Below are 13,269 nucleotides of genomic sequence, written 5' to 3'. Positions count from 1 at the left end.
GACCACGCCGACAAGAACTTCTGGCGAACCGCCGACTCACCACCCGGTGGGTGTGTCGAAGATGTCGGGTAGGTCCGTCGCGACCGAGTCGGTGAACACCGGATCTCGCTTCTCGAGGAACGACATCACGCCCTCGTGGACGTCGGCCATGCGGCCGCGCGCGTAGATCGCCGTCGAATCGGCACGATGCGCGTCCCACGGACTCGGCGCACCGGCCATCCGCCACAGCAGTTGACGGGTCAGCGCCACCGACACCGGTGCGGACCCGGCCGTCATCGACCGAGCCACCGCGATCGCGGTGTCGACGACCTCCTCGGGTGCGACGACCTGCTGCACCAGCCCGGCGTCGAGCGCCTCGGCGGCACTGACCATCTGCGCCCCGAGCGTCCATTGCAGCGCGGTGGGAAGGCCCACGAGACGCGGCAGGAACCACGTCGAACAGGCCTCGGGGACGAGCCCGCGCTTGGCGAAGACGAATCCGAATCGGGCGTTCTCCGACGCGATCCGCGCGTCGGCGGGCAGCGTCATCGTCACACCCACGCCGGCCGACGGCCCGTTGACGGCCATCACGACCGGCTTGAGCGATTCGAAGATGCGTAGTGAGACGCGGCCCCCGTAGTCGCGGGGCACCTCTCCGGCGGCCTCCTCGGTGAGCTCGAATGTCGATGCGCCGGCTCCGAGATCGGCTCCGGCGCAGAACGCCCGGCCCGCGCCGGTGATGACCACGGCACGCACGGAATCGTCGGCATCGGTGTCATCGAGGGTGGCCATCAGCTGATCACCCATCTGGGAGGTGAAGGCGTTGAGCCGATCCGGCCGGTTGAGGGTGATGATCGTGATCTCGTCGTCGCGGGTCACGATGATCGGCGCCTCGGCGCCGGTTTCGCCGGACGTCGGGTCGCGATGGTCGGATTCGGTGGTCACGGTGCGCAGTCTCCTCGATCGGTTGCCGGTAGCCAGAGTAGTGAATGGCTCCGGGTGGTGGACCGGGTCGGGAAACGACGATGCCCGCCGCGTCCCCTTCGGGGAGCACGGCGGGCGTCGTGGTATTCGATTGGGCGCGATCAGCTCTCGCTGCTGCCCTCGCCTGCCTTGGTCAATTCGACCGGGGCGTCCGGCAATTCGCGGGGCTTCTCCGAGCCGGTGAAGGTGAACTTGGCGTCCTCGCCGTCGCCTTCGCCGTCCCAGCCTTCCACGTCGATGAGGACGATCTGGCCCGGCGTGATGTCACCGAACAGGATCTTCTCCGACAGCTGATCCTCGATCTCGCGCTGGATGGTCCGACGCAACGGACGGGCACCGAGCACCGGATCGAAGCCGCGCTTGGCCAGCAAGGACTTGGCCTTGTCGGTGACCTCGATGGCCATGTCCTTGTTGCGCAGCGCGGTCTCCACCCGGTTGAGCATGAGATCGACCATCTGGATGATCTCTTCCTGCGTCAACTGGTGGAAGACGACGATGTCGTCGATACGGTTGAGGAACTCCGGGCGGAAGTGCTTCTTCAGCTCGTCGTTGACCTTCATCTTCATGCGCTCGTAGTTCGACTTGGAGTCGTCGCCCTTGCTGAAGCCCAGACCGACGGCCTTGGAGATGTCGGAGGTTCCGAGGTTCGAGGTGAAGATCAGCACGGTGTTCTTGAAGTCGACCGTGCGACCCTGACCGTCGGTGAGGCGGCCGTCCTCAAGGACCTGCAACAAGGTGTTGTAGATCTCCGAGTGGGCCTTCTCGATCTCGTCGAACAGCACCACCGAGAACGGCTTGCGGCGCACCTTCTCGGTGAGCTGGCCGCCCTCTTCGTAGCCGACGTAGCCGGGAGGCGCGCCGAACAGACGCGACGCGGTGAACCGGTCGTGGAACTCACCCATGTCGATCTGGATGAGCGCGTCGTCGTCGCCGAACAGGAAGTTGGCCAGCGCCTTGGACAGCTCGGTCTTACCGACGCCGGACGGGCCGGCGAAGATGAACGAACCGGACGGGCGCTTCGGGTCCTTCAGGCCTGCGCGGGTGCGGCGGATCGCCTTGGAGACGGCCTTGACCGCATCCTCCTGGCCGATGATCCGCTTGTGCAGTTCCTCCTCCATGCGGAGTAGACGGGTGGTCTCCTCCTCGGTGAGCTTGAACACCGGGATACCGGTCCAGTTGCCCAGCACCTCGGCGATCTGCTCGTCGTCGACCTCGGCCACGACGTCCAGATCACCACTGCGCCACTGCTTTTCACGCTCGGCACGCTCGGCGACGAGCTGCTTCTCCTTGTCCCGCAGGCCGGCGGCCTTCTCGAAGTCCTGCGCGTCGATCGCGCTTTCCTTCTCCTTGCGGGCGTCCGCGATCCGCTCATCGAACTCACGCAGGTCCGGCGGTGCGGTCATCCGGCGGATGCGCATCCGGGCTCCGGCCTCGTCGATCAGGTCGATCGCCTTGTCCGGCAGGAAGCGGTCGTTGATGTAGCGGTCGGCCAGGGTGGCCGCGGCGACGAGCGCACCGTCGGTGATGGACACCCGGTGGTGGCTCTCGTAGCGATCGCGCAGACCCTTGAGGATCTCGATGGTGTGCTCCACCGACGGCTCGCCCACCTGCACCGGCTGGAAGCGGCGCTCAAGCGCGGCATCCTTCTCGATGTACTTGCGGTACTCGTCGAGGGTGGTGGCACCGATGGTCTGCAGCTCTCCGCGGGCCAGCTTCGGCTTCAGGATCGACGCGGCGTCGATCGCGCCCTCGGCGGCACCCGCGCCGACGAGCGTGTGCAGCTCGTCGATGAACAGGATGATGTCGCCGCGGGTGTTGATCTCCTTGAGCACCTTCTTGAGGCGTTCCTCGAAGTCACCGCGGTAGCGGCTGCCCGCGACCAGCGACCCGAGGTCGAGGGTGTAGAGCTGCTTGTCCTTGAGCGTCTCGGGCACCTGACCGTTGACGATGGCCTGGGCGAGACCCTCGACGACGGCGGTCTTGCCGACGCCGGGCTCACCGATGAGCACCGGGTTGTTCTTGGTGCGGCGGCTCAGCACCTGCATCACGCGCTCGATTTCCTTCTCGCGCCCGATGACGGGGTCGAGTTTGCCCTCCGACGCGGCCGCGGTCAGGTTTCGACCGAACTGGTCGAGGACCAGCGAGGTCGACGGGGTGCCACCCTGCTCGGTGGAGCGACCACCGGTACCGGCCTCCTGCGGCTCCTTGCCCTGGTAGCCGGAGAGCAGCTGGATGACCTGCTGACGCACCCGGTTGAGGTCGGCGCCGAGCTTGACCAGCACCTGCGCCGCCACGCCCTCACCCTCGCGGATGAGGCCGAGCAGGATGTGCTCGGTGCCGATGTAGTTGTGGCCGAGTTGCAGCGCCTCACGCAGCGACAACTCGAGGACCTTCTTGGCACGCGGCGTGAACGGGATGTGCCCCGACGGCGCCTGCTGGCCCTGACCGATGATCTCCTCGACCTGACTGCGCACACCCTCGAGGGAGATGCCGAGGGACTCGAGTGCCTTGGCGGCGACTCCCTCACCCTCGTGGATCAGGCCGAGCAGGATGTGCTCGGTGCCGATGTAGTTGTGGTTGAGCATCCGCGCCTCTTCTTGGGCGAGCACGACAACCCGCCGAGCGCGGTCGGTGAACCGTTCGAACATTGTTCTCCCTCATTTCGCTTTCGCCCCGGCCGTCGTGTTGTCCCGATGATCACCGAGCGTTCGGTGATCGAGATAGGCGACAACTGCGATGGTGTCGGGGTACACGACGACCAGCCTGCTTCCACTCTAGAGGTCGTGTGGTGTGCACCTGCAGTTAACGCCCGCCTGAAGTGATGTCGAAACGGGTGACGACGGGGGTTCGAGCTGTACAACCGCCCTGCATGGCAGGGTGTTCCGGCCTCGCTACGCCGAGAGCGAACGCGGGGCGATCAACCCTTTTCGGTCGTGAAGGAGTCGACGATCCGATCGAGGATCGCGGTCACCTGCGCGGTCGCGGTGGCCGAGTCCTCGGCTGCGGCCACGAACAACGCCGACTCGTCGAGCGCGCCGAGTGCTACATGCGCCATCGGCCGGGTGGGCCCTGGGATGATCTGTCCGGCCTCCATTGCCGCGGCGAGCAGGGATTCGACGAGGGCGAAGCCGAACTCCTCTCCGCGCGCCCGCCACGCCGCCCAACCGAGTACCGCCGGCGCATCGACAAGGCCGATCGTCTGGGCGGCCGGATCGTGAAAGTACTCCAGAAATGCACGAATGCCCGCTTTGAGGGCGGCCACCGGATCGGCGTCCACGAGTTCGGCCGCCGCATCGGCGCAGAAGCGGGCCACGTCCTGCTCCAGCTCATCGAAGACGGCCGTGAAGAGTCCCCTCTTGTCGTCGAACTGGTGATAGAGCGCTCCGCGAGTCACCCCGGCGCGCTCGACGATCGCCTGGGTTCCGACGCCCGCGTATCCGTCACGTCCGAAAAGCTCCCGTCCGGCACCGACCAGCGCCGCACGGGTGGCTGCAGTGCGCTCCGCCTGTGTTCTACGACCATTGACATTCATACTGTGTGTACGTAACTTCCATACGCAGTGTTCGTAACTTGTTCGGCAACACTACCGGGAGGTCCCGATGCCATCGGTCCATACGCTCGAACTCCCGTCGGGAGTCCTCGAGTACCGTGAGGCGGCGCCCACGGGTCACGCCACCACCCTGCCGCCCGTCGTCTTCGTGCACGGAGTGGTCGTCGACGGCCGGATGTGGGAGTCGGTGGCCGCACGTCTCGGCGCGGCAGGGTTCCACTGCTATATGCCCACGCTCCCGCTGGGCGCCCACCGCATTCCCTGGGGGGCGGACGCCGATCGTTCTCCGCGTGGCGCGGCAACGTTGGTTCGTGAATTCGTCGCCGAACTCGGCCTGTCCGAGGCCATCCTGGTCGGCTGCGACACCGGCGGCGCAATCTGCCAGTTCGCGCTCGACGCCGATCCCGGCTTCGTCCGACGGGTGGTCTTCACCAATTGCGATGCCTTCGAACAATTTCCACCACAGCCGTTCCGCATCATCTTCGGCCTTCTCACGCAGCGACCACTGCTGCGACCGCTCATCGCCGGGCCATTGCAGATCCGAGCACTGCGTCATAGCGCTCTCGGCGTGGGACTTCTGATCACCGACCCCGACCCCGCGTACACACGCTCGGTCTTCGATCCGCTGCGGACCGATCCGGCCATCCGCGATGACTTCGTCACGTTCCTGCGCGCCATCGATCGACGAGAACTCGCCGAGTTGACGCCTCGACTATCCCGGGTGACATGTCCCGTGTCGGTGGTGTGGGGCCTGTCCGACAAGGCATTTCGTCCTGCCCTCGGCCGACGGTTGGCAGCGGTGTTCGAGCAGGCCGAGTTCATCGAGGTCGCAAACTCCCGCACGTTCGTGGCGATGGATCAACCGGAGGCACTCGCCGAGGCGATCATCGCGATCAGCCGGAAGGTGGGTATCACGACCGAATGACAATTCCTGAACTCCGCTAACAATCCTCGGGTGACGTCGATGTGACCAGTACGGAATCAACTTCCGGGGTCGGGATCACGGTCGGGAACGAACGCCACCACATCGAGGAAGGCCGCATCATGATCGATCCATCACAAACCTCCCGCGCATCCACACGTCGTCGCCCACGCACTCTGCGGCGCCTGATGATCGCGTGCCTGTCGGTGACCGGCATCGTCGCCGGCACCCTCGGCGCCACGTCGATCGGCGCCGGCGACGCCGCGGCCGCACCCAACGGCAGCGGACACGGTATGTGCTTCGACATCAACTCCGCCCTGGCCCGCACCTCGGCCGCCAAGGTCGGCCGCGACGTCAACGGCGGAACCTTCGTCCCCTATCGGGCCAGCAACAATCCGATCTCCCGCGGCTGCAACCTCGACTGGATGCTGGTGAACGGCAACGGGATCGGCGATGCCACCTACCAGTCGCGGGTACTGCTGTTCGCCGGCGGACGATTCCTGGGGACCGTCGATCCGAAGCCCTTCGGTTACACCAGCATCTCCGGTTACTCGCCCTATCACGTCACCGTCCGCTACCGCTGGCTGCTTCCCCAGGACGCCTTCTGCTGCGCGAGCGGTGGACCGACCTACGTCACCGCCTTCCAAGTCGCCGGCCAGGTGTTCCGGATCGGGACGTTCCCGCCCAGTTAGTGCATGCGTCCGGCGCCACGAGATCGGGTAGGTTCCGCACATGATCGATCCCCACGCCTGGGCCGGGGCGCCGTTCACCTATCCCGAGGTCGGGGCGACGGCGTCCACCCCGCCCGCCGATGCACATGCGATCGTCGTCGAACGCGTCGTCGGGGCGGGCCGCACCGATTTCGCCACCTCCGCGGAATTCATCCTCGCCTACGGCATGCAGCGCGGCGCCGGACTGCGCGTGCACGCGAGCACCCCGGCCGCCGCCGTCGGCACGATCATGGTGATGTCGGCGCCGGCGTTCGGGCGCATCCGGATTCCGTGCCGGGTGGTCTACGTCCTCGACGAGCCCGATCGGGCCGGTTTCGCCTACGGCACCCTCGCGGGGCATCCCGAGAGCGGCGAGGAATTGTTCAGCGTCGAGCACCGCGCCGACGACTCCGTCGTTGCGGTGATCCGGGCCTTTTCCCGCCCGGGACGCTGGTACACCCGACTGGGCGGACCGCTGGTGAGAGCGGTGCAGGCCGCGACGACGCGTCGCTATCTCGCCGCGGTCGCCGACGCCGTCGGCGCGCACTGATCAGAAATACTTTCCCCGAGACCGTCGGATTTCCGCCTCCGCCGACGACGATAGAGATGTGAGCGGTCAACGCGGCGGTGCCCAAGCACTGCTGGAGTGCTACGACGAGGCACTGCCGGCGGTCTACGGGTACGTGCTGCGCCGCTGCTCGGACCGGGGCGTCGCCGAGGACGTGACGTCGGAGACCTTCCTGGCCGCGATGGACACCGTGCGCCGCGACACCGACCTGATGCCCACCGTGGCCTGGCTGATCGGGGTGGCACGCCACAAGCTGGCCGATCACTGGCGCCGCGCCCAACGCACTCCCGAGCCGGTCGATGGGATCCCGGAGACCGCCGCCGACGACTGGGACGCGCATCTCGATCGGATGATCGCCCATCACACACTCGCCCAGCTCTCCCCGATCCACCGCGCGGCGCTGACCCTGCGCTACGTCGACGACCTCCCGGTCGCCGAATGTGCCGCGCTGCTCGACCGCACGGTCGGCGCCACCGAGGCACTGCTCACCCGGGCCAAGCGAGCGTTTCGCGCGGCCTACCCCGAGGAGACGACCCACCCCGAGCAGACCCGGCCATCCCGGAAAGGAGGACGCGCATGAGCACCGACGGGACCGAATTCGGGTCGACGACAGATCCTTTCGTCGCACTGCGCGCGCCGACCGGACCGGAATGGACCGATCCGATCGCACCCGACCCCGACTTCGCCGCGCGCCTTCGTGATCTCCTCGAGCGCGGCGCCACCCTACCGACAGGAGTTCTCATGTCCACCACCACCGTCGATGACCTCACCGCGCCCACCGACTCCACCGCACCGGTCGTCGAACGGCCCGGCGCCCTCCCCTACCTCACCGTGCGCGATGCCCGCGCGGCCATCGGCTGGTACGTCGAACACCTCGGGGCACGGCTTCGCGGTGAGCCGATCCTGATGGACGACAACACCATCGGGCACGCCGAACTCGAGATCGGCGACGGCGTGCTCTATCTCGCCGAGGAGTTCCCCGACATGGGTTTGCGGGCACCGGGTCCCGGCCACGTGTCGGTGAGCCTGATGCTCCCGGTGCCCAGCGCCGACGCGGCCCTGCAGAACGCCCGCGGCGGGGGCGCGATCGTGACCCGGGAACCGTACGAGGCACACGGCACCCGATCGGCCACCATCATCGATCCCTTCGGTCATCGGTGGATGCTCACCGGCCCGGTGCTCGCGACCACCGTTGCACCCGAGCCGCTCCGGCCCGGCGATATCGCCTACCTGTCGCTACAGACCCCCGACGTCGAGAAGGCCGCGCGCTTCTACGGTGCGGTATTGGGCTGGGAATACGATCCGGCACATCGTCAGGTCACCAATCTCGGTCACCGGCTGGGCATTTCGGCCGCGAGCGACTACGGGGTGAACACCCTGTTCTGCGTGTACGCCGTCGACGACTTCGACGCCGCGCACGCGGCGATCGTCGCCGCCGGTGGTCGCGCCGGCGAGGTGTCGACGGCCGGCGACGGCGTGCAGGTCCTCGACGCCGTCGACGACCAGGGCGTCGCCTTCTCGGCGTACATCCCTCAGGCGAATGACCAACGCATGCACCAGCATCCGTCCGGTCATGGCGAGATGTCGTATCTCACGGTGCATACCCCCGACAGCGCTCGGCTGCGGTCGTTCTACGGCTCCGTGCTGGGCTGGTCGTTCACACCCGGGCGCATCGACGACGGCTGGGAGGTGGATGGCGCCCATCCGCAGATCGGCGTCGCCGGTGGCGCGGATTCGTCTGTCGCCGAACCGATGTGGAGTGTCTCCGACATCGACGCCGCGGTCGCACGGGTGCGCGATGCCGGCGGCCGAGTGCTGCGCGAACCCGATCGTCAGGCCTACGGGATCACCGCGCACTGCGTCGACGACCAGGGCGCGCGGTTCTACCTCGGTCAGCTCTTCTGACGCGACTCGTCGAACGCCTCGCGTGACCGCGCGACGCTTCCGACGCTGCCCTCGACGAGTTCGATCAACCCCAACAGTCGTGCCGCCACGTCGGCACCGAGTTCGGTCAGCGAATACTCCACCTTCGGCGGAATCGACTGCAGCACCGTTCGATTCACGAATCCGTCGCGCTCGAGGTGCTGCAGCGTCTGGGACAGCATCCGCTCGCTCACCCCGTCGACGCGGCGACGCAGGGCACTGAACCGCAGATCCCCCTCGCCGAGTGCGACCAGCGCGAGCAGCCCCCAGCGACTGGTGACGTTCTGCAGGATGTCGCGCGAGGCGCAGTCGCGGGCGAAAACATCGGCCATCAGAACCGGGTCCGGGCCCAGCCCATCGCCGACCGAGTCGATCCCGGGGTCGGTGGCGGCAGGCTCGGCGGACATGACAGTCATCGTATGCCCTGATCGACGCCTGTGCTAACTCCAGTGTTTGCACTGCACGAATAGTAAGTGCATGATGATCGGGAATCGTCAATCGAAGGAGCATCGTCATGACCAGCTACGCCGTGACCGGGGCCACCGGAGCCCTGGGTGGCCTCGCCGTGTCCGCACTCATCGACCGGGGCGTCGCACCCGCCGACATCCACGCCGTCGTGCGCGACCCCGACAAGGCGGCCGCGCTGCGTGATCTCGGCGTGGACGTGCGCGTCGCCGACTACTCCGACCCGGCCGCCCTGCGCGCCGCGCTCACCGGCGTCGACCGACTGCTCCTCGTGTCGGGATCGGAAATCGGATCACGAGTCCCCCAGCACCGCAACGTGATCGAAGCCGCCGCCGAGACCGGCGTGACCCTCGTCGCCTACACGAGCGTCGTGCGGGCCGACACCTCGCCGTTGACCCTGGCACAGGAGCATGCCGCGACGGAGAAGATCCTCGTCGAATCCGGCGTCGGGTATGTCCTGCTGCGCAACGGCTGGTACTGGGAGAACTACCTGCAGTCGGCGCCGGCCGCGATCGAATCGGGCGTGCTGTACGGCGCGGCCGGGACGGGCACCGTCGGCGGGGCGGCTCGTGCCGACTTCGCCGGTGCGGCCGCCGCCGCCCTCGTCGACGCGGCGGGCGCGGAGATCTATGAACTCACCGGCGACGAGCACCTCACCTACCCGGAGATCGCCGCGGCACTCGCACAGGTCAGCGGCCGGCCGGTCGCCTATCAGGACCTCCCCGAGGCCGACTACGCCGCCGGACTCGAGCAGGCCGGCATCCCGGCACAGTTCGCGGCGATCCTCGCGGACTCGGATGCGGGCGTGGCGCGCGGCGACCTCGATTCCGACTCGACCGCGTTGCACGATCTGCTCGGGCGGCCCACCACACCGCTGGTCGACGTCCTGCGTGCCGGGCTGGTCAGCGCCACCGCCTGAGCTCCGCCTGCCCGCCGCCTGGCCTCCCGACGCCGGCCGGTCGACGTGATTGACTGTTCGCCATGTCACTTCGCGCCGACCTGCGCCGTCTGGCCCACCGCCTCCCGTTCGGGATCGGGACCGTCGTCGCGATCCTGGCGGCCGCGATGGTGGCCTCGGTCGGCGCGGTCCTGGCGATGGGCACTCCCGACGACGCCGACACGGCGCACGACTACGGACAGTTGCGGTCGTATCCGCACACACCGGCCGTGGCGTGGACGATCACCGACCGGCGCCTGCCCGGCTACACCGCCGCCGTCGGACGGATCGAGGTCGCGGCCACCCATGGCGACGAGTGGCTGCTCAGCTACCCGTCGGGCATCGGGCGCAGTTACCTGCTCGTCGACCGCGGCGACGGCCACGCGCTGTGGCCGTCGCCAGTGCGGGCGGGCACCGGGAGTTGCGACATCACCGACGACGGTGTGGTGGGATGTGCCGTCAACGCGAGCAGCGACCTCGCCGAGGGCTTCTATCTCGTCGAGGACGACGGCACACCCACCGCGGTGCCGGGGGACGACGATTCGGCGAAGGTCGTCGCCGTCGGCCACAACTTCGCGCACATCGACGCGACCGGATATCAGATCACGATGCGCACGCCGTCGGGCCGCACGCTGTGGTCGCGCTCGTTCTCCGACAGCGCCACGCCGGAGGTCACCGCCAACGGCCTCCTGATGATCACCACCTCCGGCGGTGCGCGATTCATCGTCGACCGTGGCACCGGCGCCGACCTGCTGACGTGCTCGGGCTGCACGATCAACGTCTATCCCACCGGCATCACCGTCGACCACACCGACGCCGACACCCGCACCTTCGATTCCTATGCCGTCGACGACGGTCGGATCGATCCGACCCCCACCGCGCACAAGGACGGCTGGCACGTCATACCGGGGCCGTCGACCCTTCCGGTGCTGGCCCTGACCGGGCTCGCGCAGATGCAGGCGACCGACGGGCTCTATGTGATCGTCGACCCGGCCCGATCCGGCGCACTCTGGCAGGTGACCGATCCCGAACTCTCCAAGGCCAACACCCGCCCCTGCGGCCGCTACGTCGCGTTCGCGCTGAAGGATCGTTCGCGGTCGATTCATGCACTGTCCGACGGTTCGGCGGTCGGTTCGCTGCCGGCGCCGTCGTTCGAGGACCCCAACGGCAACCTCGACAATCTGCGGTGCGTCGGATCCAGCGGAGGCCTCTTGGTCTTCGCCAACGGCGCGCGGATCTCCGCGGTCGATCCGGCCACCGAGTCGACCGCGTGGTCGGTCGACGTGAACGGGGCCGTCGACAGCGTCGACGGTTTCATCGTGGCGCATGAGGGAAGCACGCTGCGGGTCTTCCAGCCCAGTTGAGCGATGCGTTGTGGCGGGTATCACATCGCTTCACTCGCGTCCGGGATGACCTGCATCGGCGTGGGTGACGCTCAGCCGACTCCCAGGATTTGATAACGACCAGATAACGGATTGGACACGCTGACGTGTAGCGTCGTCGGCGGTCCGCGACCGAACAGATGCTCGCGGGCCTCGATGTACCCGAGATGTTCTGAGGTCCGACCGTTGGGAAAGCACTCCAAGCCACGCTCGCCGCTCCTTCCGCGAGCGCGTAAACCGTTGATGGCCACCGCCTTGATCCCGGTCGTCGGCGCCTTTGCCGCCGCGGCCGCCGCAGCCACCGACGACGGCGGGCAGGCCGTCGCCCAACCCGCCGCGACGTCGACGCCCTCCGCGTCACACGCCGCGTCGTCGGCCTCCCCGGAGGCGGTCGGCGCACCCGTGCCCGCGGCGCACACCGCAATCACCGCGACACCCGCCGTCGCCACCCCGGCCGCGGCACCGTTGCCCGCCAGCGTGACCGACGGAGCGGTTCCGACGATCAACTTCGAGGCCTACCGCAAGGCCGCCGACACGATCGCCCGCACCGAGCCGGTGTGTGGCATCGACTGGAAGCTGATCGCCGGCATCGGCAAGGTCGAGTCGCACCACGCCAACAACGGCGACGCCGACGCGTCCGGCCGCCTGCGCACGCCGATCTTCGGCCCCACCCTCGACGGCTCGTTGGCCGGCAATCAGGTGATCACCGACACCGACGGAGGACGCCTCGACGGAGATGCCGTCCACGACCGGGCGGTCGGGCCGATGCAGTTCATCCCGGCGACGTGGCAGAAGTACGCGGCCGACGGCAACGGCGACGGCGTGGCCGACCCGCAGAACATCTTCGACGCGGCCCTCACGACCGCCCGCTATCTCTGCGACGGTGGCCTCGATCTGCGCAATGCCGCGGCCCAGACGACCGCGGTGCTGCGCTACAACAATTCGATGACCTACGTCTCCGACGTCCTGGGGTTCGCGCGCGGGTACTGACGCGGGCACGGTGTGTGATGACGCGGGACCGGCAACACGATGGGACCCACCACAGTTGACTTCCCCGACCCACTGGATAGAGTGACGTTACCCATCGGGGAATTCGACATCGTGAACTCCCCGTCCTCATTTGCGAACGGAGAGTTCATGAGGCGCATCCTGCGCATCGTCACCGTGGTTGTCGGTCTGCTCTTGGCCCTGACACCCGCATTCACGGCACACGCCGCACCGCTCGCACCCGTCGGTGGTGGTAGCGGCATCGTCATCGACTCGCGGTACGGCTGCACGATGACGACTGTGGGACACGATCGCGCCGGACGACTCATCGGCCTCACCGCCGGCCACTGCGGCGATGTCGGATCGCGAATCTCGTTGGAGAACAACCCCCGAGCCGGGGTCATCGGCCGCATCGTCCAGAAGAGCAAGCCAGGTGACTACGCGGTGATCCAGCTCGACACCAACCGCGTGTTCGGCACCCGGACCGCCGGCGGAGCCACCATCCGTTCCGTCGGAGCGTTCCCGCCTGCCGGCGCGTCGGTCTGTAAGACCGGACGCACCACCGGTTTCAGCTGCGGCCCGGTCCTGCAGACCTCCAGCACCGACAGCCTCAGCTACGTCTGCGCCAACCACGGCGACTCCGGTGGCCCGGTGCTGTCGGGCAACCGCGTCGTCGGCATGCTCAACGGGGGACTGATCGTCGGTATCCCCGGCACGCCGCTGCGAGGTGCCATCGGCTGCATCCATCCCGCCGTCCCGGTCTACACACCGATGGTCGCCACCAAGATGACCGCCATCATCGGCGACATGAACTACTACGGACGCTACGGAGCCGGTTTCCGTCCGATCTGAATGACGTTGA

The 13,269-nt window shown here is 67.7% G+C and carries 13 protein-coding genes; 9 read left to right on the top strand and 4 right to left on the bottom strand.

Going from position 1 to position 13,269, the window contains the following annotated elements; genetic code table 11:
- Positions 1-36 precede the first annotated feature (36 nt).
- The 3 genes from ABLE92_RS10240 to ABLE92_RS10230 form a co-directional block, all read right to left on the bottom strand.
- The gene (locus ABLE92_RS10240) at positions 37-924 is read right to left on the bottom strand and encodes an enoyl-CoA hydratase-related protein (RefSeq protein ID WP_348804650.1); all 888 of its coding nucleotides are present in this window, start codon (positions 922-924) and stop codon (positions 37-39) included.
- Positions 925-1,064: 140 nt separating this feature from the next.
- Positions 1,065-3,611, bottom strand: coding sequence for an ATP-dependent Clp protease ATP-binding subunit (locus tag ABLE92_RS10235; RefSeq protein ID WP_348804649.1), 2,547 nt, complete (start codon positions 3,609-3,611; stop codon positions 1,065-1,067).
- A 269-nt stretch (positions 3,612-3,880) separates the two neighbouring features.
- A complete protein-coding gene (locus ABLE92_RS10230; RefSeq protein WP_348804648.1) occupies positions 3,881-4,495 on the bottom strand; it encodes a TetR/AcrR family transcriptional regulator in 615 nt (204 codons plus the stop codon).
- A gap of 67 nt (positions 4,496-4,562) precedes the next feature.
- Here ABLE92_RS10230 and ABLE92_RS10225 point away from each other — a divergent pair, with 67 nt between their 5' ends.
- The 5 genes from ABLE92_RS10225 (at position 4,563) to ABLE92_RS10205 (ending at position 8,618) form a co-directional block, all read left to right on the top strand.
- Positions 4,563-5,438, top strand: a complete 876-nt coding sequence (locus ABLE92_RS10225; protein WP_348804647.1) for an alpha/beta fold hydrolase — start codon at positions 4,563-4,565, stop codon at positions 5,436-5,438.
- Between the two features lie 119 nt (positions 5,439-5,557).
- Complete coding sequence (locus ABLE92_RS10220) at positions 5,558-6,127, top strand: LppP/LprE family lipoprotein (RefSeq protein WP_348804646.1); 570 nt, start codon at positions 5,558-5,560, stop codon at positions 6,125-6,127.
- 40 nt (positions 6,128-6,167) lie between these two features.
- Positions 6,168-6,695 (top strand): DUF1990 domain-containing protein, encoded by a 528-nt coding sequence (locus ABLE92_RS10215; RefSeq protein ID WP_348804645.1) that lies wholly within the window; start codon positions 6,168-6,170, stop codon positions 6,693-6,695.
- 58 nt (positions 6,696-6,753) lie between these two features.
- On the top strand, positions 6,754-7,293 hold the full coding sequence (locus tag ABLE92_RS10210; protein WP_348804644.1) for an RNA polymerase sigma factor: 540 nt from the start codon (positions 6,754-6,756) through the stop codon (positions 7,291-7,293).
- Positions 7,290-8,618, top strand: a complete 1,329-nt coding sequence (locus ABLE92_RS10205) for a VOC family protein (RefSeq protein WP_348804643.1) — start codon at positions 7,290-7,292, stop codon at positions 8,616-8,618. The genes ABLE92_RS10210 and ABLE92_RS10205 overlap by 4 nt, the downstream gene beginning before the upstream one ends.
- Here the strand turns inward: ABLE92_RS10205 and ABLE92_RS10200 are convergent.
- Complete coding sequence (locus ABLE92_RS10200; protein ID WP_348804880.1) at positions 8,606-8,968, bottom strand: winged helix-turn-helix transcriptional regulator; 363 nt, start codon at positions 8,966-8,968, stop codon at positions 8,606-8,608. The two genes, ABLE92_RS10205 and ABLE92_RS10200, sit on opposite strands and share 13 nt — an antisense overlap.
- Before the next feature lie 182 nt (positions 8,969-9,150).
- Between ABLE92_RS10200 and ABLE92_RS10195 the strand changes: the two genes are divergently transcribed.
- The 4 genes from ABLE92_RS10195 to ABLE92_RS10180 all read left to right on the top strand — a co-directional run bounded on the left by ABLE92_RS10195 (position 9,151) and on the right by ABLE92_RS10180 (position 13,259).
- A complete protein-coding gene (locus ABLE92_RS10195; protein ID WP_348804642.1) occupies positions 9,151-10,020 on the top strand; it encodes an NAD(P)H-binding protein in 870 nt (289 codons plus the stop codon).
- Between the two features lie 62 nt (positions 10,021-10,082).
- Positions 10,083-11,402 carry a hypothetical protein gene (locus ABLE92_RS10190; protein WP_348804641.1) on the top strand — a complete coding sequence of 440 codons (1,320 nt, stop codon included), beginning with the start codon at positions 10,083-10,085 and terminating at the stop codon, positions 11,400-11,402.
- A 204-nt stretch (positions 11,403-11,606) separates the two neighbouring features.
- On the top strand, positions 11,607-12,410 hold the full coding sequence (locus ABLE92_RS10185; protein WP_348804640.1) for a lytic transglycosylase domain-containing protein: 804 nt from the start codon (positions 11,607-11,609) through the stop codon (positions 12,408-12,410).
- A 147-nt stretch (positions 12,411-12,557) separates the two neighbouring features.
- A complete protein-coding gene (locus ABLE92_RS10180; RefSeq protein WP_348804639.1) occupies positions 12,558-13,259 on the top strand; it encodes a S1 family peptidase in 702 nt (233 codons plus the stop codon).
- The last annotated feature ends 10 nt before the right edge of the window (positions 13,260-13,269 follow it).

The sequence above is a fragment of the Gordonia oleivorans genome, from assembly GCF_040044975.1.
Taxonomy (GTDB): Bacteria; Actinomycetota; Actinomycetes; order Mycobacteriales; family Mycobacteriaceae; genus Gordonia; species Gordonia oleivorans.
Note: the sequence above shows the minus strand (reverse complement) of the source record. Positions and strands in the feature narration are given on the sequence as shown.